Source organism: Halogeometricum sp. S3BR5-2 (assembly GCF_031624635.1).
In the GTDB taxonomy this organism is placed as follows: domain Archaea; phylum Halobacteriota; class Halobacteria; order Halobacteriales; family Haloferacaceae; genus Halogeometricum; species Halogeometricum luteum.
Map to the genome: position 1 here is coordinate 893,530 of NZ_JAMQOQ010000001.1, position 22,531 is coordinate 916,060.

26 protein-coding genes are annotated in these 22,531 nt (G+C 68.0%); 14 read left to right on the top strand and 12 right to left on the bottom strand.

Annotated elements, in window-relative coordinates; genetic code table 11:
* Positions 1–4: 4 nt before the first annotated feature.
* Positions 5–268, bottom strand: a complete 264-nt coding sequence (locus NDI79_RS04610; protein ID WP_310927264.1) for a winged helix-turn-helix domain-containing protein — start codon at positions 266–268, stop codon at positions 5–7.
* A 195-nt stretch (positions 269–463) separates the two neighbouring features.
* Between NDI79_RS04610 and pan1 the strand changes: the two genes are divergently transcribed.
* Positions 464–1,681 (top strand): proteasome-activating nucleotidase Pan1, encoded by a 1,218-nt coding sequence (gene pan1, locus NDI79_RS04615; protein ID WP_310927265.1) that lies wholly within the window; start codon positions 464–466, stop codon positions 1,679–1,681.
* Between the two features lie 91 nt (positions 1,682–1,772).
* Here pan1 and NDI79_RS04620 read toward each other — a convergent pair whose 3' ends face one another.
* Positions 1,773–1,898, bottom strand: a complete 126-nt coding sequence (locus NDI79_RS04620; RefSeq protein ID WP_310927266.1) for a hypothetical protein — start codon at positions 1,896–1,898, stop codon at positions 1,773–1,775.
* Positions 1,899–1,923: 25 nt separating this feature from the next.
* On the bottom strand, positions 1,924–4,887 hold the full coding sequence (locus NDI79_RS04625; RefSeq protein WP_310927267.1) for a PAS domain-containing protein: 2,964 nt from the start codon (positions 4,885–4,887) through the stop codon (positions 1,924–1,926).
* A gap of 88 nt (positions 4,888–4,975) precedes the next feature.
* On the opposite strand from NDI79_RS04625, the gene NDI79_RS04630 reads away from it, so the two are divergent.
* Complete coding sequence (locus NDI79_RS04630) at positions 4,976–5,335, top strand: response regulator (RefSeq protein WP_310927268.1); 360 nt, start codon at positions 4,976–4,978, stop codon at positions 5,333–5,335.
* 59 nt (positions 5,336–5,394) lie between these two features.
* Complete coding sequence (gene nth, locus NDI79_RS04635) at positions 5,395–6,078, top strand: endonuclease III (RefSeq protein WP_310927269.1); 684 nt, start codon at positions 5,395–5,397, stop codon at positions 6,076–6,078.
* 36 nt (positions 6,079–6,114) lie between these two features.
* Here nth and NDI79_RS04640 read toward each other — a convergent pair whose 3' ends face one another.
* The gene (locus tag NDI79_RS04640) at positions 6,115–6,594 is read right to left on the bottom strand and encodes a DUF7321 family protein (protein WP_310927270.1); all 480 of its coding nucleotides are present in this window, start codon (positions 6,592–6,594) and stop codon (positions 6,115–6,117) included.
* Between the two features lie 134 nt (positions 6,595–6,728).
* On the opposite strand from NDI79_RS04640, the gene NDI79_RS04645 reads away from it, so the two are divergent.
* From NDI79_RS04645 to NDI79_RS04680, 8 genes are all read left to right on the top strand, one after another.
* Positions 6,729–7,568 carry a DUF7319 domain-containing protein gene (locus NDI79_RS04645; protein WP_310927271.1) on the top strand — a complete coding sequence of 280 codons (840 nt, stop codon included), beginning with the start codon at positions 6,729–6,731 and terminating at the stop codon, positions 7,566–7,568.
* A gap of 95 nt (positions 7,569–7,663) precedes the next feature.
* Complete coding sequence (locus NDI79_RS04650; RefSeq protein ID WP_310927272.1) at positions 7,664–8,338, top strand: plastocyanin/azurin family copper-binding protein; 675 nt, start codon at positions 7,664–7,666, stop codon at positions 8,336–8,338.
* Positions 8,339–8,725, top strand: a complete 387-nt coding sequence (locus NDI79_RS04655) for a DUF7318 family protein (RefSeq protein WP_310927273.1) — start codon at positions 8,339–8,341, stop codon at positions 8,723–8,725. It begins immediately after the preceding gene.
* A 2-nt stretch (positions 8,726–8,727) separates the two neighbouring features.
* Positions 8,728–9,534, top strand: coding sequence for a cytochrome b (locus tag NDI79_RS04660; protein WP_310927274.1), 807 nt, complete (start codon positions 8,728–8,730; stop codon positions 9,532–9,534).
* Between the two features lie 7 nt (positions 9,535–9,541).
* Positions 9,542–10,306 (top strand): cytochrome b family protein, encoded by a 765-nt coding sequence (locus tag NDI79_RS04665; protein ID WP_310927275.1) that lies wholly within the window; start codon positions 9,542–9,544, stop codon positions 10,304–10,306.
* A 68-nt stretch (positions 10,307–10,374) separates the two neighbouring features.
* A complete protein-coding gene (locus tag NDI79_RS04670) occupies positions 10,375–10,800 on the top strand; it encodes a DUF7315 family membrane protein (RefSeq protein WP_425499568.1) in 426 nt (141 codons plus the stop codon).
* Entirely contained in the window at positions 10,793–11,065 is a 273-nt protein-coding gene (locus NDI79_RS04675) for a DUF7314 family protein (RefSeq protein ID WP_310927276.1), read from the top strand. Before NDI79_RS04670 ends, NDI79_RS04675 begins: the two co-directional genes overlap by 8 nt.
* A gap of 113 nt (positions 11,066–11,178) precedes the next feature.
* A complete protein-coding gene (locus NDI79_RS04680) occupies positions 11,179–11,628 on the top strand; it encodes a DUF7313 family protein (protein ID WP_310927277.1) in 450 nt (149 codons plus the stop codon).
* Between the two features lie 84 nt (positions 11,629–11,712).
* Here the strand turns inward: NDI79_RS04680 and NDI79_RS04685 are convergent, their stop codons facing one another.
* Entirely contained in the window at positions 11,713–12,513 is an 801-nt protein-coding gene (locus NDI79_RS04685; RefSeq protein ID WP_310927278.1) for an NAD(+)/NADH kinase, read from the bottom strand.
* Positions 12,514–12,618: 105 nt separating this feature from the next.
* A complete protein-coding gene (locus NDI79_RS04690; protein WP_310927279.1) occupies positions 12,619–13,926 on the bottom strand; it encodes a M28 family peptidase in 1,308 nt (435 codons plus the stop codon).
* A 159-nt stretch (positions 13,927–14,085) separates the two neighbouring features.
* Here NDI79_RS04690 and NDI79_RS04695 point away from each other — a divergent pair, with 159 nt between their 5' ends.
* The 3 genes from NDI79_RS04695 to NDI79_RS04705 all read left to right on the top strand — a co-directional run bounded on the left by NDI79_RS04695 (position 14,086) and on the right by NDI79_RS04705 (position 16,143).
* Positions 14,086–15,252: a thiolase domain-containing protein gene (locus tag NDI79_RS04695; RefSeq protein WP_310927280.1), complete on the top strand. Its 1,167-nt coding sequence runs from the start codon at positions 14,086–14,088 to the stop codon at positions 15,250–15,252.
* Positions 15,249–15,623 (top strand): Zn-ribbon domain-containing OB-fold protein, encoded by a 375-nt coding sequence (locus NDI79_RS04700; protein ID WP_310927281.1) that lies wholly within the window; start codon positions 15,249–15,251, stop codon positions 15,621–15,623. The genes NDI79_RS04695 and NDI79_RS04700 overlap by 4 nt, the downstream gene beginning before the upstream one ends.
* Before the next feature lie 121 nt (positions 15,624–15,744).
* A complete protein-coding gene (locus tag NDI79_RS04705) occupies positions 15,745–16,143 on the top strand; it encodes a hypothetical protein (RefSeq protein ID WP_310927282.1) in 399 nt (132 codons plus the stop codon).
* Between the two features lie 68 nt (positions 16,144–16,211).
* On the opposite strand, the gene NDI79_RS04710 is transcribed toward NDI79_RS04705, so the two are convergent.
* The 6 genes from NDI79_RS04710 to NDI79_RS04735 form a co-directional block, all read right to left on the bottom strand.
* Positions 16,212–17,135, bottom strand: a complete 924-nt coding sequence (locus NDI79_RS04710; protein ID WP_310927283.1) for an alpha/beta fold hydrolase — start codon at positions 17,133–17,135, stop codon at positions 16,212–16,214.
* Positions 17,136–17,178: 43 nt separating this feature from the next.
* Positions 17,179–18,345 (bottom strand): methylmalonyl Co-A mutase-associated GTPase MeaB, encoded by a 1,167-nt coding sequence (gene meaB, locus NDI79_RS04715; RefSeq protein ID WP_310927284.1) that lies wholly within the window; start codon positions 18,343–18,345, stop codon positions 17,179–17,181.
* A complete protein-coding gene (locus NDI79_RS04720) occupies positions 18,345–18,776 on the bottom strand; it encodes a cobalamin B12-binding domain-containing protein (RefSeq protein WP_008389282.1) in 432 nt (143 codons plus the stop codon). The genes meaB and NDI79_RS04720 overlap by 1 nt, the downstream gene beginning before the upstream one ends.
* Before the next feature lie 42 nt (positions 18,777–18,818).
* A complete protein-coding gene (locus NDI79_RS04725; RefSeq protein WP_310927286.1) occupies positions 18,819–19,997 on the bottom strand; it encodes a GAF domain-containing protein in 1,179 nt (392 codons plus the stop codon).
* A gap of 119 nt (positions 19,998–20,116) precedes the next feature.
* A complete protein-coding gene (locus tag NDI79_RS04730) occupies positions 20,117–21,922 on the bottom strand; it encodes a S9 family peptidase (protein ID WP_310927287.1) in 1,806 nt (601 codons plus the stop codon).
* Positions 21,923–22,173: 251 nt separating this feature from the next.
* Entirely contained in the window at positions 22,174–22,437 is a 264-nt protein-coding gene (locus NDI79_RS04735) for an MTH865 family protein (protein WP_310927288.1), read from the bottom strand.
* Positions 22,438–22,531 lie beyond the last annotated feature (94 nt).

A 22,531-nucleotide genomic window follows, 5' to 3' on the forward strand; every position in this document is an offset into this window, starting at 1 on the left:
CGGGTTAAATGTTCAGCGTGTAGAGGCGCTTGCGGGCGTCGGAGAAGGAGAACCGCGAGTCGACGACGCCCGCGTCCTCCAGACGCGAGAGGGCGTAGCGGACCGTCCGCGGCGGCAGCAGCGTCTCCTCGGCGAGTTGGCTCTGCGTCAGCGTGTCGTCGTAGTCCAGCACTTTCGCCACGAGTTTCGCGCTCGGCGGCATCTCCCGAATCGGTTCCCAGCGGTCGCTCGACCCCTCGTCCGCTCCGACTACCTCGGTGGTGCTCATTCGTGTCGTCATCTGGTGGATGTAGCTTAATAATATTTGCTGTATCGTATTATTACCTCTACGAATTATGACTCTCCGGATTCGGCGGGGCGCGGCCGGACCATCGGGCGGCGACAGGAAACGATATCGGCCGCGAGATGGTCAGAAAGGCCGGCTACCCGAAGCCTCTTATGAAACGCTACCCTACAGCAGACGATGACCGACACTGTGGACGACGTCGACCTTCCCTACGAAGAGGATGCGGCGTCGCAGCAGGAGAAAATTCAGGCGCTCCAAGAGCGCCTCGACGTTCTCGAATCTCAGAACGAAGAGATGCGAGACAAGTTGCTGGACGCGAACGCTGAGAACAACAAGTACCAGCAGAAGTTGGAGCGACTCACACACGAGAACAAGAAGCTCAAGCAGTCGCCCCTGTTCGTCGCCACCGTCCAAGAGGTAACGGACGAGGGCGTCATCATCAAGCAGCACGGCAACAACCAAGAGGCTCTCACGGAGGTCACCGACGAACTGCGCGAGGAGTTGGAGCCCGACTCCCGCGTGGCCGTCAACAACTCCCTCTCTATCGTCAAGCGACTCGACAACGAAACCGACGTGCGCGCTCGGGTCATGCAGGTCGAGCACAGCCCCGACGTCACGTACGCCGACATCGGCGGCCTCGAAGAGCAGATGAACGAGGTCCGAGAGACCGTCGAGATGCCGCTGAAATCCCCCGAGATGTTCGAGAAAGTCGGCATCCAGCCCCCGTCGGGCGTTCTCCTCTACGGCCCGCCGGGCACCGGGAAGACGATGCTGGCGAAGGCCGTCGCCAATCAGACCGACGCGACGTTCATCAAGATGGCCGGCTCCGAACTCGTCCACAAGTTCATCGGCGAGGGGGCGAAACTCGTCCGCGACCTCTTCGAGGTGGCCCGCGAGAACGAACCCGCCGTCCTCTTCATCGACGAGATAGACGCCATCGCCTCGAAGCGTACGGACTCGAAGACGTCCGGCGACGCGGAGGTCCAGCGGACGATGATGCAACTGCTCTCCGAGATGGACGGCTTCGACGAACGCGGCGACGTCCGCATCATCGCGGCGACGAACCGCTTCGACATGCTCGACCCCGCCATCCTCCGGCCGGGTCGCTTCGACCGCCTCATCGAGGTGCCCAAGCCCAACATGGAGGGCCGCGAGATAATCTTCCAGATCCACACGCGGAACATGAACGTCGCCGACGACGTGGACTTCGCGCGACTCGCCGAGATGGCCGACGAGGCCTCCGGCGCCGACGTGAAGGCCATCTGCACCGAGGCGGGGATGTTCGCCATCCGCGACGACCGCACGGAGATATACATGAACGACTTCGTCTCCGCCTGGGAGAAGATTCAGGCCGAGGCCGACGACGACGCCGACGCCTCCCGCGCGTTCGCGTAGTCGGGCCAAGAGCACTCGCTCGAACCCTATTTTCGCGCGGACCTGATTCTGATTTCGGTTTCGCTTCTGCTACCCTCTCCCCCCGCGGCGTTCACAGAACGCTGACGACGGCGTACGGCACGAGAAACAGGACGACGAACATCAGCAAGAGAATCCCGCCGTAGCCGGCGAACGTCCCGAGTGCGGCCCGCCACGGGGGCGCGTCGGTGTCTACCATACCGACCGGTTCCGCGGGCGGGGACTTAACTGCCCGCCCCGGAGGCGGACTCGGACTCCGACCCGGATTCGGACTCGGCGTCGGCGTCGGATTCGGACTCGGTGTCGGCGTCGGATTCGGCGTCGGCGTCCTCGGGGTCCTCGCTCGCCCGCGGGAGCACCACGCGGAACGCCGCCCCGCCCTCGGGTCGGTTCGTCACGGAGACGTCGCCGCCGTACGCCTCGACTATCTCCCGGACGAGGTGGAGTCCGAACCCGGTTCCGGGGCTCTCGAACCCCTTCGCGCCCTTCTCGAAGATGCGCGATTCGAGGTCGGGGTCGACGCCGGGACCGTTGTCCGCCACCACGAGCGTCACCGTCTCCTCGCCGACTTCGGCGTCGGCGGTCACTCGCGGCGTCGGTTTGTCGTTGTGCTGGACGGCGTTGACGAGGAGGTTCTCTATCACCTCGTCCAGCAGTTCGTTCGCGCAGACGGCGACGTCGGACGGCCCCTCGTAGACGAGTTCCGCTTCGGGGAACAGTTCCCGCGTGGCCGTTATCGTCGATCTGATCGCCTCGTCGAGGGAGATGGGTTCGAGGGCGACCTCGTCGGACTCGACGATGGCGTTCATCAGAGAACGGATGGTCTGGACGAGTTCGATCATCGAGTCGGTCCGCTTGCGCGCCGTCGCCAGGTGCTCCGCGACGCTGTCGTCGACCTTCTCCTCGACGAACTCCAGACGCGCGTCGACGACGTTGAGGCTGTTGAGGAGGTTGTGCCGGATGAGTCGGTTCATCAGTTCCAACCGCTCGCGCTCGTGCTCTAACTCCTCCTCGCGGCGGACGCGTTCGGTGATGTCCTGCGAGAGCGACATCGCGGCGCGGACCTCCCCGTCGTCGTCGTAGACGGGCACCGTCCGGTACTCTATCGTCCGCCCCTCGAACTCCACCCGAATGGTCGTCGTCTCGCCCGCCAGCGCCGTTCGCAAGGCGTCGTTCACCCGGTCGCGCACCGCCACCGGGGCGAACGAGATATCCTCGACGTGTCGGCCCTCGATGTCCGACGGGTCGACGTCGACCCGGTCGAAGTTCGACCCCGCGGCGAGGAGGTAGGTGAGGTCGGTGTCGACGAGAGCGACGGCGCCGTTCGGGACGTTCTCCGCGAGCGTCCGGTAGCGTTTCTCGCTCTCGCGGAGCTGTCGGTCCCGCTCGACCGACCGGAGCGCGTGGCCCACGATGGTGCCGAGGCGCGAGAGCGCCGTCCGCTCCTCGGCGCCGAACGCGCCGGGGCGCTCGGAGTAGACGTTCAGGACGCCGTACCGGTCGTCCCCGAACGCGATGGGGATGGCCGCCGACGACCGGTAGCCGTACGTCCGCGCGTGGTCGCGCCAGGAGGCGTAGTTCGCGCTCTCGTCGACGTCTTGGACGACTTGCGTCTCCCCGGTGAGAAGCGCCTGCGCCGTCGGTCCGTCCCGACCGGGGCCGTCGAGCGACAGCGCGATATTCGAGAGGTAGTTCTCGACGCCCGATTCGCACCGACAGCGGATCTCGCCGGTCGACTCGTCGGCCTCGCCGATCCACGCGAACACGTAGGAGTCGGAGGCGGCCAGCGTCTCGCAGAGGAGCCGTTCTATCTCCTCGCGGCTCGACTGCCTCACCGCCGACTCGGATATCTGCTGGACGAGCGAGTTCAGATCGTTCAGCGCCGCCAACTGCTCGCGCTGGGCCCGGCGCTCGCGCTCGGAGTCGCGGTGGTCGATGGCCGTCGCGAGGATGTTGGCGACGCTCTGGACGAAGTCCACGTCGTACTCCGTGAACGACCGTTCCTCGGTGTCGTGGGTGCCGAGGATACCCCACGGGTCGTCGACGGGACCGATTATCGTGCTGATGCCGCTCACGACGCCGTGGTCGACGAGGAGGTCCGGTCCGGAGAAGCGCGTCTCCGCGCTCAGGTCGTCGACGACGACGGGGTCCGCCGAGAGCAGGGTGTAGCCGGCCTGCGTGCTCTCGTCGTTGGCGACGGACGCCTCGCCGACGTGCCCCAGCTTCCAGCCGACGCCGGAGCGGAGGAACAGTTCTCGACCGTCGTCGGTGAGATCCAACACCTTGCAGTAGTCGTTGTCGAGCGTCTCCGCGACGGCCTCGGTCGCTCGGTCGAACAGGTCGTCCAGGGGCGGGTGCTCCAGCGCCAACCGCCCGAGTTCGGCGACGACCTCCTGTTGGTGCGAGCGGGCCTCCAGTTCCCGCTGTTTCTCGAACCGCCCGGTGACGTCCTGGGAGATGGCGAGACCGGCGAGCACGTCGTCGTCCCCCCGAACCGGGGCCGTCCGTACGCGGTGCATCCGGTCGCCGATGGGGAGCAGGAACGTCCGCGTCTCCCCGTCGAGGGTGGCGCGGTAGTGCGGTTCTATCTCCTCGAACGCCTCCGGTTGGACGATATCGGAGAGCCGCTCTCCGGCCAGTTCGTCCCGCTCGAAGGCCGACAGACGCTCGGGCCGGACGCCGTCCAGTTTCTCGGCGTCCCCGCCGGTGACGAGAAGCCGCAGGTCGTGATCGAAGAGGGCGACCGACCCGTTGGGGAAGTTGTCGACGAGCGTCCGGTAGCGCCGACGCGTCTCCGCCAACCGCCGCTCGCGCTCCTTCTCGGCGGTGACGTCGCGGAAGTAGACGGACAGCCCCGTCTCGGAGGGGTGCGCGTTCACCTCGAACCAGCCGCCCAGCGACTCGTAGTAGAGCTCGAAGCTGGTCGGGTCCTGCGTCTCCATCGCCTCGTGATACTCCGTCCAGAGGGCCGTCTCGGTCGCCTCCGGAAACGCCTCCCAGACCGAGCGGCCGAGCAGTTCGTCCTCGGAGCGGTCGAGCAGCTCCGTGGCCCGCTCGTTGACGTACCTGAACCGCCACTCGGCGTCGAGGGCGTAGAACGCGTCGGAGACGCGTTCGAGAATCTCCGCCGGTTCGGAGATGACCCGCTCGGCCGAGGTGTCTTCCCCTCCGGGAGGCCCCGTGTGCATGGTCCGTTCTAAGGGCCTGAAGCTATAAGGAATCCCGGTCCGGGGGTTACCGCTACGCTATTGAACGTACCGGCCGTCTCTCCGCCCAATGGGTGACGATTCGGAGCCGGAAGGCCGCACCGTCCTCGTCGTCGAGGACGACGCGGACCTACTGGGGACGTACGAGGTGTGGCTGGCCGGCTGCGAGGGTGTTACCGTCCGCACCGCGCTCGACGGGAAGGCGGCGCTGGCCGCCGCGGACGACGCGGACGCCCTCGTCCTCGACCGGCAGTTGCCGGCGCTCTCGGGGCCCGAGGTGTTGGAACGCCTCGACGGCGACCGGCCGGTCGTCGTCGTCAGCGCCTACCGGCCCGACGCCCACGTCGGCGAGGACGACGTCGCCGCGTACCTGGTCAAACCGGTCACGCGGGACCGATTTCTCGATGCGGTGCGGCGCGCGCTGTCGTGAGCGACGGGGGCCGGACGCGGACCCGAACCACTCAACACCGGGGGCCGCCATCGCCGGATATGGGAACACCGCTTGACGCGCGCGACGCGCAGGTACGAGAGATACTCGACCGACTCTACGAGGAGTACCCCGACACGACCATCTCCCTGAACTTCTCGAACCGTCTCGAACTGCTGGTCGCCGTCGTGCTGTCGGCGCAGTGCACCGACGAGCGGGTGAACTCGGTGACGGCCGACCTCTTCGAGAAGTACCCCTCCGCCGAGGCGTTCGCGGCGGCCGACCAGGAGGAACTCGCCGAGGACCTCAGTTCGATCACCTACTACAACAACAAGGCGAAGTACATCCGCTCGGCGGCCGCCGACATCGTGGAGAAACACGACGGGGAGGTGCCGGACACGATGAGCGAACTGACCGACCTCGCGGGCGTCGGCCGGAAGACGGCGAACGTCGTCCTCCAGCACGGTCACGACGTGGTGGAGGGCATTGTCGTCGACACGCACGTCCAGCGACTCTCGCGACGCCTCGGAATCACCGAGGAGGAGCGCCCCGAGCGAATCGAGGAGGACCTCATGCCCGTCGTTCCCGAGAAGGACTGGCAACAGCTCACGCACCTGTTCATCAGCCACGGCCGGGCCGTCTGCACCGCTCGCAACCCCGACTGCGGCGACTGCGTCCTCGAAGACGTCTGTCCGTCGTCGAAAGTCGACCGCGAGGTCGACCTGGCGAGCGGCGAGGCGTGGTAGGCGACGAGCGGTGAGCGGCGGGGTCGGACCCGGGCCTCAGAACACGTACGAGGCGAGGTACTGGTAGGCGCCGAGGAACCACGCCAGAATCCAGAACAGCACGTAGCCGACGACGCCGATACGAAGGCGGCCGCGCCAGGCGCCCATGTTCTCGTGGAGGTCGTCCAAATCTATCTCCTGGTCGGGGTTGTGGTAGAGGTCGGCGTTGCGCTTCGCTTGGAAGATTCGGACGATGCCGGTCAGCGCGAAGGTGAGCATCGCGTACGCCTGCAGGCCGAGCACCGCGTGGAGCGCCGAGAGGCCGCCGAGTTGCACGAAGAGGCGCGGAATCATCCAGAAGACGACGGGTATCGTGTTGAGGAGGAGGCCGGGAACGATGAACGAGAGGTGGCGGACGAGCACGTCCCACGTCACCGTCTCGGCCTCGATGATGATCCACGCCCCGTAGAGGTAGAACGGAAAGCTGGCCGTGACCATCAGCGCGGCGACCGTCGCGATGGCCGACTCGGATACCATCGCCGTGGCTTAGGGGTCGAGCGGCCTAAGTGGCCCGACTCCGGGGTGGCGTACGGCGCTCGCACCCGAGTATCTCTCCCGAACGCCGGGAACCGACCGTCACCCTAACGGTGGTTCACGCCCAATCACCGGCGATGAGCGAATCGCCGGACGAACCGGCCGACGCGGAGCGGCCGCCCTCGGACCCGGAGGACGCCGAACTGGCGGCCCTGCGCCGTGAGGTCGAGGAGAAGTACGACTTCGACGACTTCGGCCCGGAGGACATGGCGGAGATGAGCGCCGAGGAGTGGGAGGCGGCGTTCGACCCCGACTCGTGGATCGTCGGCGAGGAACTGCTCGTCCGACTGGAGAAGGAACTGAAGAGTCGGGTCGCCCGACGGGAGATATTCGGCGTCGTCGAACGCGTCGCCGTCGACGGCGAACCGCACGTGTTGGTCTACTCGGACGAGGGGTACGCGCTGGTCGGCCCCGACGGCTCCTTGGAGGGGGAGGGCACCGTCTACCGCGACGTGCAGCCCTCGCTCGTCCTCTGTTCGATGGAGGACTTCGAGGTGCAGGAACCGCCGGAGAACCACGGGCTGCCGGACCCCGACGCCGTCGTCGAACACTCGAGCGAACTCGGCAACACCATCCTCCAGATAATCGCCGGCGGGCAGATTCTCGGCGGCCTCGTCCTCGTCGGACTGTGGCTGTTCACCGACCTCATCCCGTTCTCCTCGGGGAGGCAGATAAACATCGTTCCGCCCGTCGTCGCCGGGTTCTTCCTGCTCGTCGGGTTCTTCCTGTTCCTCGTCGTGGCGAACGCCCGCCTCTCGGACCGCTTCCGGTCCGAGGAGTACCGCAACCGACTCCGGGCCGTCCGCGACCACGGCCGACCCGACTTCGTGCCCGTCGACGACGCGAGTGGTGCGGCGCTCGAATCCGACGAGGCGGCCGACGACTCCGGCGCCGACGGCCGCCCTGGCGGGACCTGAGACGCTCGCGCCGCGCGGGACTAAGACGCCGACAGCGGGCCGATGGCAGGGGGAGTCGGTGGGTTTAAGCGCGTTCCATCCTGAGAATTTTCTGTATGAAAAGGCGGGACTTTCTGAGAGCGGCAAGCGTCCCTGCCGCGACCGCGACGGCCTCTGCCGCCGCCGGAGTCGGGGCCGCCCAAGAGGGCACTTCGACGTCGGGTGGCGGCGGCACCGCCACAGGGGCAGGAACAGGAACCGGGTCCGGAGGTACCGGCACCGGGGCAGGTACCGGCACCGGCGGCGGCGGTGGCGGCGGTGGCGGCGCGTCGGAGACGGTCGAAGTCGGCCCCGGCGGCTCCCTCGTCTTCACGCCCGGCACCGAGGAGGCCCTCCAAATCGCGCCGGGCACGACCGTGGAGTTCGTCTGGATGTCGGACAACCACAACGTCGTCCCCGACAGCACGCCGGAGGGTTCGAGCTGGTCCGGTCACGAGCCAATCGAGAACGAGGGCTTCACCTACACGCACACGTTCAGCACGCTCGGCACCTACGAGTACCACTGCGCCCCTCACGAGACGGCGGGGATGGTCGGCACCGTCGAAGTCGTCGAGAACCCGAGCAGCGGCGAGGGCGGCGGCGAGAAGGAACTCGAGGAACTGGGCGTCCCGATTCAGGCCCACTGGGTCGGCGCTGCGACCATTCTCGGGATCATCGTGACGGCCATCTTCACGTTCTACATCCTGAAATACGGCGAGTCCGCGCACACGGGCACGGGGAGGAACGGATAGATGTCCTCCAGCGGCAGCACCTACGGGGACATCCACCGCTACGAACCGGCCCGCGAGAGCACCGCCGCGGCCATCGCTATCGTCCTCCTGGCCATCATCGAGGTCATCTTCGTGTTCATGTTCACCTTCGGCCTCGTCTCCGGATGGGGGCTGTCCGACACGGGGAACATGTTCCTCGGCGGCGTCCTCGCCGTCATCTTCATCGACCTCGCGTTCATCCTCGCGCTGTACCGCAAGGAGTTCCTCCCGGACGTCGTGATAGTCAAGAAGCGGCGTCGGAAGTGGGAAGACGTCTACATCCGTGAGGACCAGATGGAAGGCACCGACTTCGGCGCCGGAGCGTGGGACCAGGTCAAGCGCGCCGTCTACCCGTACTACAAGAGGTAACAATGAGCTTAGAACGAAAAGACGACTACGACCACAAGGGCTGGATGAAGGAGAAGGACCTCACTCCCGTGGAGTCCACGTTCCTCACGACACTCATCTGGCTCGACAAGCGGTTCCGAATCGTGGACTACCTGGAGCTGATGGAGACCCTCTACTACCGGGTCAACCTCCAGATGCCGAAGAGCCACACCGAACAGTACAACCTCGACAACAAGTTCTGGTACTGGTACCCCCTGTACACGCTCGGCTTGTTCTCGACGCTCGCCTACGTCATCGCCGCAATCAGCGGCGCGTTGCTCGGCTTCTACTACTCGCCGTCGGCCGCGGCGGGCACGGAGGCCGCCGGGAGCGTCGCCTACGAGAGCATCGCGTTCATCATGCGCGACCTGCAGTTCGGCTTCATGCTGCGCTCCATCCACCGGTGGTCCGCGCAGGTGATGGTCGCCGCCGTGTTCCTCCACATGCTCCGCGTGTACTTCACCGGCGCCTACAAGGAACCGCGCGAACTCAACTGGCTGCTCGGCATCATCCTCATCAGTCTGACGATGGTGTTCGGGTACACGGGCTACCTGCTCCCGTGGGACCAGCTGGCATACTGGGCGGGGCAGATCGGCGTCGAGATGTCGCTGTCGGTCCCGCTCATCGGCGAGTGGGTCGCGCAGCTACTGTTCGGCGGGTTCTCCTTGAGCCAGTCGACGCTGCAACGGATGTACCTCATACACGTCTTCCTGTTGCCGTTCGTCGTGACCACGCTCATCGCCATCCACATCGGCATCGTGTGGGTGCAGGGCATCGCGGAGCCGCACTGATCGAACCATGACAGAAAACAACGACGCAGACGACGACATCCAAGCGGACGGAAGTGGCATCGTCGCGCCGGACGACGAGACGCCGACGTGGCGCGAGCGCAAGGAGCGGACGGTGGGCCTCTCGCGACTCACCTACGAGTACTTCGAGCGCTCCCGGCGCGAAGACCAGGACATGCGGCAGGCCTCCGACTACGTCGAACGCGACGTGCTCGCGTTCCCGACGTGGCCCCACGAGGTCATCCGGAACCTCGCCATCGCGAGCTTCTTCACCGGGATGGTGCTGTTCCTCTCGGCGACGCTGCCGATGCACATCGGCGCGCCGGCGAACCCGAGTTCCACCCCCGCCATCATCCTGCCCGACTGGTATCTCTACTGGTCGTTCGGCCTGTTGAAGCTCGGTCCGCTCAACCCTGAACTGGCAATCCTCGGCGGGACGAAGCTGACGGCCGACGGGACGTACGGCGTGCTCGCCAACGGCGTCGTCGTCGGGTTCATCGCGATGGTGCCGTTCCTCAACAAGGGGAGCGCGCGTCGACCCGTCGAGCAGCCGTTCTGGGCCGCCGTCGGCGTCGCCGGCGTCGTCTTCGCGTTCACCATCAGCATCCTGGCCATCAAGAACCTCTTCCCGGGGAACGTCCACCTGCTGTTCGACCTGACGTTCCTCGCGCCCATCGTCTTCGGCTTCATCACGTACGCCGTCCTGAAGACGATGCGCGAGGGGTACATGTACGACCTCAACAAACGCTACTACCGGCTCCGACCGCCGAAGTAGCCTCGAACGACCGCGCGGTCCCGCCGCGTCGCGAAAGGCCCTTTTTCTCTCCGTCCCAACGTTCGTCGATGACCGACGGAGACGGGACGAGCGTCGACTCCGCACCGACCCCGAGCGGCGACGGGAACGAGCGCGGGGACGGGAGCGGGAACCGGAACCGCGGCGGCCGCCGGGACGTGGTCGTCCCGATGCGACTCTACAAGACGGTGACCGTCTTCTCGACGCTCATCGCCGTCGGCAGCGTCGTCGTCGGCTTCATGTTCCTCGACGCGGCGACGCTGAACGTGAGCTTCCTCGGCGCGATCGTGACGGGAGCGCTGTCGCTCGTCGGCGTCTCGGTGGCCGACGGCGTGATGAGCACGGCGCTGGCCGTCGTCGGACTCGCCGGCATCGCCTTCGGCGCCGGGGTGTACACCCTCGGGACGCGCTTTCGCGCTCGGGGAATGGGAAAGTCTCAAGAGGACTCCGACGAAGCATCAGACAACAATGGCTGACGAGTTCATCAAGGGACTCGGTATCTTCACCGCCTCGGGTCTCGGTTGGATGGTGCTGGCCGGGTGGTACCGAACGAGCAGTTTCGAGAGCACCAAACAACTCATCGAGTCCGCCGAGAGCAGCGGAACGCTGTTCGACGCGATGGGCATCGCGCTGATGGACGCGTTCCTTTACTTCGCGCTCCTCGGTGCGCTGACGTTCTGGCTGCTCATCCCCGCCGGACGGCAGGCGCGTTCGGCCATCCGGGACCGACGCTCGCAGTAACGCCGCCTCTCCTCTCATCGCTCGTCGGCGAGCGTCCGCGAACGCCGCGAGCGACGCCCCGCGGGCGCGTCAGATTGGAAAAACTCTAATGAGTCGTACACGGAGAGTGGGGTATGCAACCGCTACAGTTCCTCGTCCCACTCGATGGCATCGACGCCATCGAACCGGCGCTCAAGTACGCCATCGTGGTGCTGGTCCTCGTCAACATGGTGACGCGGATACTCGCGCACCGCTCGCACGTCAAGCAGGCCGACGAGGACGACGGAGAGGGAGCGCTCTCGCGGTACCTCCCGCACACCGTGACGACGCTTCTCCTCGTGTTCGCGTCGTTCCTGTTCCTCTTCATCGACCCGCATCCGGGCGCGGTGCTGTCGGTGCTCGTGCTCGGTCTGTTCCTGACGGACTTCTTCGAGTTCGAATCGCGCCGCGTCGAGGCGCGCTCGAAGGCGCTCGAACTGGAGCGGCCGAAGGCGGCGCTCGGAGCGTCCGTTCTCGTGCTCCTGTACGCGGCGTACCAGAGCTTCTTCTTCGTCATCGCCCCCGTCTGGAACGCCCTCATCTGAACCCGGGGCGCGCCGACGGCGGTCCGCTCTCTGGTCCGTTCTCCTCGCGTCGACACCGCGAGCCACCCGCACGAGGGCGCCGCGCTACGAGTCGTCCCCGAGACGGAGGAAGGGAAGGTGACCGTCCACGGAGAGTTCGACGGGGGCGTGCGGCGGGACCGGTCGGCGCTCCTCGGCGTCGACGATGAGCGAGACGGACGCCTCGTCGCGTTCGACCGAGAGGACGACCGGGAGGCGGAACACCCACGAGTCCGGCAGCGTCGTGTACGGAGCGATGGGGACGGCGACGACGCCCGTATCGGGAGCGAGCGTCGGGCCGCCGGCCGCGCGGGCGTAGCCGGTGCTGCCGAGGGGCGTAGCGACCACCACGCCGTCCGCGCGGAACGAGTCGACCCGCTCTTCGGGCGTCGAGATGGCGTACTCGGAGATGCGCGCCGGCGCGTCGGTCATCAGCGTCACGTCGGCGAGCGCGGTGCCCGCCCTCTCCCCGTCGACGGCGACGGAGAGGGCGGGGTGAGAGACCACCCGCCCCTCGCCCGCCCGGAGCCGTCGAACCGCCTCGCCGACGCGTTCGGGGGGGACGGACTGGCGGCCGACGGCGCAGTCGACCGGGAGAATCGGCGTCGACACGTCCGCGGCGGCGAGGGAGAGGAGGGCGTCCTCGCCGACGGCGAAGAGGGCGTCCGCGTCGGGGCGCGCGCCCGCGCCGGTCCGTTCGGTCGGACTCCCGGCGCCCGCGGGTCGGTCGTGCGGGTCCCGTCCCGTCCCGTTCCCCGCGTCGCGACGAACGACGCCGCCCGCGGCCGCCACGGCGTCCGCGACGGCGTCGGCGGCGTCCGCGTCCCCGTCACCGCGGACGACGACGACGGGCGCGTCGCGAGTCACGCTCCGACCTCCGGCGCGCCTCTTCGAGACATCGTGTCGGGATACAGTCGGCGCGGTAAAAGACCCGGCGGTTCGACGCTCTCCGCGGCCGTCGGCGGCGGCGTCTCAGTACGGCCAGTCGCCCGTGATTCGCATCCCCGCCGCGAGGTCCTCGTCTTCGAGTCGGTCGGCCATCTCCGACTCCTCCTTGTGCGGTATCTCGGTCCCCTCGTCGGAGAGGTCGACGACGAGGTCGGCCAGCAGAATCGCCTGCTCGCGGAGGTTGCGCACCTCCAGTTTGTCGAGGGTGTCCGCGAACGTGTGCCCCCACCCGCGGCCGCGCCCCTCCGTCTCGCAGGAGACCATGTAGCCCGGCACGCCCCACCGGGTGAACGGCCAGTGGTCGCTGTGCGGGACGAGTTCGGGGTTCGTCGACACCGGGTGGTCGAACCGGTCGCCGACCGCCTCGGCGGCCGCTTCGAGTTCCTCGAAGCCGTGGTAGTCGAACTTCAGCGTCCGGCCGAAGACGACGCCGTCGTGGTTGACGACGGCCCGCACGTTCGCCCTGTCCGCGCCCAACCGCTCGGACTCGTGGGTGGAGCCGACGAGTCCGACCTCCTCGGCGCCGAAGACGACGAAGCGGACGCGCGTGTCGAGTTCGTCCTCCCGGTCGGCGAGGATTCGCGCGAGTTCGGCCGCCATCACGGTGCCGGACCCGTTGTCCCACGCCCCCTCCGCGATGTCGTGGGCGTCGAGGTGGCCGGTGACGAGCACCTCCTCCTCGGTGTCGGGGCCGAGTTCGGCGTGGACGTTGCCGCTCTCGGCGTCCGGCGTCTCGCAGTCCACTTCCACCGTCAACTCCGCGCCTTCGAAGCGCCGGACGAGGCGGGCGCCCACCTCCTTGCTGACGCCGACGGCGGGTATCTCGCCGACGGGCGCCTCCTCGGTGCCGACGCTGCCCGTCGGGGGGAGACAGCCCTCGACGTGGTTGGCGAAGACGAACGCCGCGGCGCCCGCCTCGACGGCGTGGTAGTACTTCTCGCGGCGGTGGATGAACCGCTCGTAGTGGTCCGGGACGGTCGAGGAGACCATCACGACCTTCCCCGAGAGGTCGTCCTCGAAGTCCTCCGGCAGGCCGTAACCCAGGTCGACGAACTCGCCCGTCGCCGTCTCCGAGGGACTGCGCGGCAGGGCGATGCAGTCCTGCGTCGTCCCGTCGACGCGGACGGCGCTGTCGCCGCGCTCCCACCCCTGAATGTCGAAGGTGTCGATGCGCGCGTCGCGCGCGCCGGCCGCCTCGAAGGCCTCGCGCGTCAGTTCCATCGCCTCGCGTTCGCCGGGCGACCCGGCCATCCGGTCGCCGACGTCGACGAGCGATTCGAGGAGGTCCCACCCGAAGTCGCTGGTGAACGTCTCTCCGATCCAGTCTGTCATGTGCGCACGTCCACCGAGGGGACACTAACCGTTTGGGTGTCCCGCGTCGCCGGCCGGTTTTCGCGGGGAGGACGATGCGAGTCGTGCGCGCGCCCGAGGCGGCCCGACGGGTCGCCGCGTCCGGCAGGTTCATAGGTCGTTTATCACCTACGTTCGTGCATGAACGACGTTCGAATCGCCGGAGTCGGTCTCACGCCGTTCGGGCGGCAACCGGAGCGGACGGGACGGGACCTGTTCGCGGAGGCCGCGTTGGCGGCCCGCGAGGACGCCGGCGTCGCCCGCGAGGCGTTCGAGGGGCTTCACTACGGGAACTTCATGGGCGCCCTCGCCGAGCGACAGGGCCACCAGGGTCCGTTGATGGCCGAGGCCGCCGGCCTCGACTGCCCCGCGACGCGCCACGAGTCGGCGTGCGCCTCGGCCGGGATGGCCGTCAGGCACGCCGTGCAGGCCATCCGCGCGGGCGAACACGACGTGCTTCTCGCGGGCGGAATGGAGCGCATGACGAACCTCCCGACGACGGAGGTGACAGAGTCGCTGGCTATCGCCGCGGACGAACTGTTCGAGGTGCGCGCCGGGATGACGTTCCCCGGCGCGTACGCCCTGATGGCCCGCGCGTACTTCGAGGAGTACGGCGGGTCGCGCGAGGACTTGGCGCACATCGCGGTGAAGAACCACGCCAACGCCGTCCCGAACGAGTTCGCGCAGTACCGCCGCGAGGTGACCGTCGAGGAGGCGATGGACAGTCCGCCCGTGGCGACGCCGCTCCACCTGTTCGACGCCTGCCCCATCACCGACGGCGCGAGCGCTCTCGTCCTCGTCAGCGACGACTACGCCGAGGCGCACGGACTCGACGCGCCCGTCCGCGTCGCCGGGAGCGGCCAGGGCGGCGACAAGATGGCGCTGCAGGACCGCGAGGCGTTCTCGCGGACGCCCGCGGCGACGGCGGCGGCCGAAGCGGCCTACGACGACGCGGGAATCGGCCCCGGCGACGTCGACGTCGCGGAGGTACACGACTGCTTCACCATCGCCGAGGTGCTGGCGCTGGAATCGCTCGGCCTGTTCGACCACGGCGAGGGCATCTCGGCCGCGCGCGAGGGGCGGACGACCCGCGACGGCGATTTGCCAGTGAATCTCTCGGGCGGTCTGAAGGCGAAGGGCCACCCCGTCGGCGCCACCGGCGGGGCGCAGATAGTCGAGATGGCGAAACTGCTCCGCGGCGACCACGTCAACAGCGACGCCCTCTCGGACCCGCGAATCGGCGTCACGCACAACGCGGGCGGCACCGTCGCCAGCGCCGTCGTCCACGTGCTGGAGGTGGCCGAATGACCGACCAGAGCTACGACGAGTGGGTCGCGGCACTGGGAACCGACGACGCGTTCTATCTCGAATGCCCCGAGGGCCACGGGTCGCTCCCGCCGCGGCGGACCTGCCCGCACTGCGGCGCGACGGAGTTGTCTGAGACGCCGCTACCGGAGGCGGGGACCGTCGAAACCTACACCGAGGTCCACGTCGCCGGCCCCGACTTCGCCGGGCAGACGCCGTACCTCACCGCGATAGCGTCGTTCGGCGCCGTGCGACTGACGGGCGTCCTGCGCGACGCGTCGGAGGGCGATGTCGAAACGGGTCTCTCCGTGAGCGCCGGGACGGCGGAGAACCCCGACACCGGCGACGCAGTGGTCGTGTTCCGGCCGCGGTAGCGGCCATCGACAGGGACGCGCGCGCCGCACTCGGTCGCACAGGTCCGAGAGACTCCTTCGAGCGGCCGTCTCGGAGTGCGGTCGTCCGAACAGCTTTGCCCTCAAGAGCCGTCGAGTCGGCGTGAGCTCTCCACTTCGGGCCGGCGCGGGCCGCGTCGTCGACGCCGTTGCAGTCAGCGAGCGCCGTCGCGTGTTGGTCGCACTCGGCCTGCCGTTCGTCTTCTGGCTGGCGGTCCACCTGTCGGCGAACCTCGGGATTCTCTCGCTCGCCCTCGCCGGCGCGTTGGCCGCGTACCTCTACACGCGGCGGACGGCCCGAGCGACGCTGACGGCCGGGTTCGCGGGCGCGGGGCTTCTCCTGATCGCGCTGTTTCTGTTGCAACTCTATCTGCTCGACGCGGGCGGGAGCACGGAATCGCTGAGCGGCGCCGCCGAGCGACTCGCCGGGTGGGTCCTGTCCGGCGCCGTTCTGCTCGCACTCGGAGCGTCGCTGTCGGGCATCGGGCGCCGAGAAGAATAGCGGAAGGGACCGCGGACGCGCGGCGAGGAGCGGAGGAGGTCCTGAGGCCGGCCGGTCGGCCGGTCGGGCTACGCGGATACGCCCATCTCTTCCCGAACGGTCGAGAGGAACTGCTCGGGGAACTCCACGTGCGGCAGGAGTTTCGCGTCGTCGAAGACGACGAGTTTGCAGTCGGCCGCCTCCGCGAGTTCGCGGCCGTCCTTCAGGGGGACGAGGTCGGACTCCCGACCCCAGACGAGCGTCACGGGCACGTCCGTCTCCGTCAGCGCGGACTCGAAGTCCACCTCGGAGTTGAGGTAGCCGCTGATGAACGACGCCGGCGCGAACCGCGCGTTCGGCTGGTGGGCGGTGCGCCACTCGTAGTCCATCCACTCCTCGGAGACGCGTGAGGGGTCGGCGTAGCCGTGGTCGGCGTTGAAGTAGCGGATGGACGGCTTCGAGCCGAGGAGGTTGAAGACGGCCTCGCCGACGAGCGGTGCCCGAATCAGTTCGCGGAGCCACTGCATCGGGTCGGGGCCGCCGCGTTCGGTCGGACAGACGAGAATCATCCGCGAGACGTCCGGGTCGGCGCCGACGAGGTAGGCGGCGGTGAGCGAGGAGGCGACGACGGCGGGCTCTTCGTATTCGGAGACGAACTCGCCGACGAAGTCCTCGTAGAGCGCCGCCGAGTAGCGCAGTTGCGGTCGGTCGGAGGTGCCGAACCCGGGCAGGTCGGGGGCGACGACGTGGTAGTCCTCGGCCAGTTCGTCGAACACCTCGCGGAACTCGCCGTTCGAGGCGGCGGCGTTGACGCCGTGCAGGAGCACCAGCGTCGGGGCGTCCTCGTCGCCCGCCTCGGCGTAGCGGACGTCGATGCCGCGCCAGCGGTAGGTGTGCTGTTCGCCCGACAGGGCCGGTTCGAGGGGCGGCGCGCGACGCGAGAGGACGGCGTTCGCGGCGGCGACGGCGCCGACGCCGGCGACGACTCCGCCGACTACGGTCTTGAGCTTCATACCTGGAACAGGGGTGGGAGATATTATAGCCTATTGGGGGGATTCACTCCCCCTCTCGCTTCGACTCGACGCAGTCGCGGAGGGGTTCGAACACCTCGTCGGCGACGGCGTACGGGTCCGTCTCGCGGGCGGCGACGGCCTCGGCCAGCGACTCCGCGCCGCCGCGTCGGTCGAGTTCCTCCTTCAACAGCGCGTTCGCGTCGTTGCGGAGCAGTTGTCGAATCTCCTCGGCGTACCGGGAGCGGGCCTTCTCCTCGCGCATCCCCGACTCGGCGAGGTAGTCGGCGTGGGCGGCCAGCGTCTCCACGAGTTCGTCGACGCCGTCGCCGCTGGTCGCCACCGTCTCCACGACGGCCGGTTCCCACTCGGCGCTGTCGGCGCCGTCCGACTCCCCGTCTCCGTCCGCGCCGTCGCCGTGTCCGCGTTCGCCGTTCGCGCTCCCGTCCGCCCCGCCGTGCCCGGAGACGTCGTCCGGGAGGCCCGCGTCGACGCCGTGGTGACCCGCGCCACGATGGCCCGAATCGAGCGTCGCACCGGGGTTGTCGCGCAGGTGTATCATCTCCTCTAACTCGGCCACCGTTCGGTTCACGCCGTCCATGTCGGCCTTGTTGACGACGAACACGTCGCCGATTTCGAGGATTCCGGCCTTCAGCATCTGCACGTCGTCGCCGCTGCCCGGTTGGACGAGAACGGTGACGGTGTCGGCGGTGCGGACGACGTCCACCTCGTTCTGGCCGGCGCCCACCGTCTCGACGAGTATCTTGTCCTTGCCGAACGCGTCCAGCGCCTTCACCGCGTCCGAGGTGGCCGTCGAGAGGCCGCCGAGTTGGCCGCGGGCGCTCATCGACCGGAAGAACACGTCCATGTCGCCCACGTTCGAGGCCATGCGGATGCGGTCGCCGAGGACGGCCCCGCCGGTGTACGGCGAGGAGGGGTCGACGGCGATGACGCCGACGGTGAGACCCTCCTCCCGGTAGGCCTTCGCCAGTTTGTCCACCAGGGTGGATTTGCCCGCGCCGGGACTGCCCGTGATTCCGATGACGTCCGCGTCGCCGGTGTGCGCGTGGAGGCGGGAGACCAACTCCCGGTAGCCCGGACTCCGGTTCTCTATCTTCGTGATGGCCCGCGCGAGGGCGCGGTGCTTGCCGTCGAGGAGGTCCGAGACGAGTTCGTCCGTGCGCGTCTCGCCTCGGTCTTCGGCGTGGCTCATCAGTCGCGGCGGGGCGCGTTGTTCCGGACGAACTCGATGGTCTCTTTCATCGGCGTGCCGGGGCCGAACACCTCGGAGACGCCCATCTCCTTCAGTTTCGGGCGGTCCTCGTCCGGGACGATGCCGCCGACGAGGATGAGGGTGTCCTCGAACGCGTCGTACTCCTTCAGACCGTCGATAATCTTGGGTACGAGGGTGTTGTGCGCCCCCGAGAGGATGGAGATACCCAACACGTCGACGTCCTCCTGCACGGCGGCCTGCACAATCTCCTCGGGCGCCCGGTGGAGACCGGAGTAGACGACCTCGAACCCGGCGTCGCGGAAGGCGCGCGCGATGACGTGCGCCCCCCTGTCGTGGCCGTCCAGTCCGACCTTGGCGATGAGACAACGGACGGTTCGCTGTTGTTGACCGCGTTCGGCGTCGGCGCTCATGGGCCTCAGTTCGGCGGCGCGCCGTTTGACTCTAACGGACGTTTAGGACAGTTCGGACCGGGCCGACAGCCGCGGGCTGTCGCGGTTGTAGACGCCGTACGCCGACCCGACGGGCCCCGAACTCGGAACGGGAACGATGGTGAGTTCGAGCGTCTTGCAGTCGCCCTCGACCGTCTCGCGGTCGACCTCCGCCGCGACGGCGTCGCCCGACCAGAGGTGGTCGGCGAACAGTCGGCGCTCGGTCTCGTTCGGGAACGCCGCCTCGACGGAGGGGTTCGAGCGGTTCGGCCCCCGCTGGAACGTCTCCTCGTAGGCGCGGTTCACCTCGCAGCGGACGCGGCCGTCCGGCGTCTCCTCCTCGACGTAGACGGCGGGCACGGGGAGGTTGTCGAAGAAGGCGTGAAGCCGGTCGCGCTCCGCCCGGAGCGCCGTCTCGCGGTCGAGGCGCGCCAGCGCCTCGGTCGTGTAGCCGGCGAGGATTTCGAGGAACTCGGCGTCGTGTTCGTCGAAGGCGCAGTGCGAGTCGGAGACGACTTGGACGACGCCGTACGGCCCCAGCGGGACGCTCACCGTCGACCGCCGGGTCGGCGAGAAGAGGGCGTCCGCGTCGGCAGTGATGTCGCCGACGATCTGCGTCTCGCGCGTCCGGTAGGTCCGCCCGGCGATACCCTCGCTGACGCGGCAGCTATTCTCGTCTTCGGGTGGAAGCGTCGACGCGCGCGGGACGATGCGGTCGTCCTCGACCAGCGCGACCGTACAGAACGTGAACGCGAGCGCTTCGATGGCGGCGTCGAGCGTCTCTTCGCACACCTCCGAGACCGACTCGCAGCCGGTGATGGCGCTGGCGTGGACGCTCAGCGCGGTCAGTTTCTTGTTCGCGTCGACGAGTTCGCTCTCGCGGAGGTCCTCCTCGACGACGGCGGCGACGCGCCGCGTGAACGACTCGATGCCGTTCGTCGGGCAGACGACCTCGTCGACGCCCGGCACCCGCGTCTCGCCGTACACGACGATCGGAACGCCGTTGGCGGCGTCCACCAGCGACTCGACCAGGTCGTCGTCGTCACAGAGCGAGACGGCGCAGTCGATGGTCGGCCCCAGTTCGTACACGTACTCGGTCGCCGTCCGCCCCTGTCGAACGATGATCTGCGCTCCGAGCGCCGCCCGAAACGACTCGACGAGTGCGGAGTACTCGCTCTCGTCCGGCGAATCGGGCAACACCACTAACACACGCCCCCCGCGTTCCCGCCGCGACATCTTGTGATGGATTACCCACGTCTATACTAATAGGTTTCTCTACTTGTAACGGGAGTACAACGAGCGGAAAGGCGAATATCCTGGAATCAGACGTGTTCGTCCAGGAATCCGACGATGGCCTCGTAGGCTTCGATGCGGTTCTCGCGTTTGGTAAACCCGTGGCCCTCGTCGGCGAAGATGAGTTCGCGGACGGGGACGTGTTCGCCCGCCTTCTCGACGATTTGGTGGGCCTCGCCGACGGGGACGCGGGGGTCGTTCTCGCCGTGCAGGACGAACAGCGGTGCGCGTATCTTCTCGACGTTGTTGATGGGCGAGATGGATTCGAGGAACTCCCGGTCGTCCTCCAAGGACCCGTACTCGGCCTCGCGGAGTTCGCGCCGCCAGTCGCCGGTGTTCTCGAGGAAGGTGACGAAGTTGGCGATGCCGACGATGTCGACGCCGGCGGCCCACAGGTCGGGGTACTCCGTCATCGCCGCGAGCACCATGAACCCGCCGTAGGACCCTCCCATGGCGACGATTCGGTCGGGGTCGACCGCCGGGTGGTCGTGAAGCCACTCCACGCCCGCCTCGATATCGGCGACCGAATCCATCCGGTTCTCCACGTCGTCGAGGTGGCCGTACGCCTTGCCGTAGCCGGCGGACCCGCGGACGTTCGGTTCGAAGACGGCGTAGCCGTTGGCGAGGAAATACTGCTTGACGGCGTTGAACGACGGGCGGCGCTGGGACTCGGGGCCGCCGTGGATGTCGACGATGACCGGCGTCTCGCCGTCGCCGTGGTCGGTGCTCGGAAGCGAGAAGAACGCGGGTATCTCTCGGCCGTCGAACGTCGGGAAGCGGACGAGTTCGGGGTCGACGAACGTGTCGCGGGGGATGCCCGCGGTGGCCGCGCGCGTCCACTGCTCGGCCCCGCCCGTCTTCGCGTCCACGACGTAGACGTTCGTCGTGTCGGAACTCCTCGTCAGGGTGACGGCGAAGCGGTCGCCGTCGGGCGAGAAGGAGACGCCGCCGGCGACGCCGCGCGGCAGGTCCGGGACGGCGTACGCGTCGATTCGGTCCTTTCCGGTGAGTTCGCCGACGGCGAGTTCGGTGTAGCCGTCGACGTTCGTGGAGTAGACGACCCGCCGGGACTCCTGGTCGACGGCGACGCCCTCTATCTCCCACTCGTCGTCCTCTGCGACCAGGGAGAACTCGCCGGAGTCGACGTTCACTCGCCAGAGGTCGAGCGTGTCGCTCTCGCGGTCGGAGACGAGATACAGGTTCTCCCCGTCCGGTCCCCACGAGGCGCTCTGGAAGCGGACCGTCCCCTCGTGCGGCGTGAGGTGCGTCGTCTCGCCCGTCGTCACGTCGAGGACGGAGACGTCCTGGTCGAAGTTCGAGTACGCCTCCGAGACGATGAGCTTCGAGTCGTCCGGCGACCACCCGCCGACCGTCAGCCACCCGTCGCCCTCGCGGACGAGTTCGGCCGCCTCGCCCGTCTCCCCGCGGCCCTGCACGTAGACGTCGAACACGGACTCGTCCCGTCGATTCGAGGTGAACGCGAAGCGCTCGCCGTCGTGGCTCCATCCGCCCCAGCGGTGCTTCGCGTCGGGCATCCCCGTGAGGTCGGCTATCTCCCCCGTCACGGGGTCGTAGCGGTGGAGTTGCTGGCGCTCGTTGCCCCCCTCGTCCATCCCGAAGACGAGTTCGGGATTTTCCGGCGACCACGAGGCGAACGTCACCCGTTCGTCGTAGAACGTCCGCTGTTCGGGCCACGCGCCGGGGCCGTCGACAGTCCACACCTGCGGGACGCCCGTGGTGTCCATGAGGAAGGAGAGCCGTTCGCCGTCGGGGCCGAAGGAGACGCCGTAGGCGCTCCGAACGTTCAGGTACCGCTCGATGTCGTGGGTCGGCATGGGACGGGATACCGCCGGAGGCACCGTAATGGTTCGTGTGACGGAAGGAGCGGGCGGGACGGACGCTCCGCTCGACGGGCCGAGCATCCGTGGCGTCAACGGGCGAAGAAGTCGCGTCGAGCAGTCGTACCGCGAGCGAGGCCGGAGGCCGAGTCTCGCGGCACGTTTTTGGTCCAGCTTTTTGCGATGAGGGTTCCCGCAGGGCCGCGAAGCGGCCCGAGGAAACCCGAATCTGCAAAAAGGTGGGGGTCCTAGATCATCCCTTCCGCCTTCAGCCCCTCTATCACGTCGTCGACGAGGCTCTCGGCGTCGTCGTACGGGAAGTTCTGGTGGGAGCCGAGTTTGGCGGCCATCTCCATGGCGGTGAAGCTCACTTCGCCGTCGCCCGCCTCGAAGCGCGTGCCCGGCCCGTTCGGGAGGGCGGGGACGAGGTCCATCTGGTTCTTGACGGGGTAGTCTGCGTCGCTGAACGCTGCCGTGAGTTCCTCGCGGAGTTCCGCCTCTACGTCTGCCATGCCCTCAATGCACGCATGCGGCGGAAAAACGTTCCGGAACCACGGCAAACGCGTTGTCAGTTCTCACACGTCTCGTTCGCCGGGACGTTCCGGG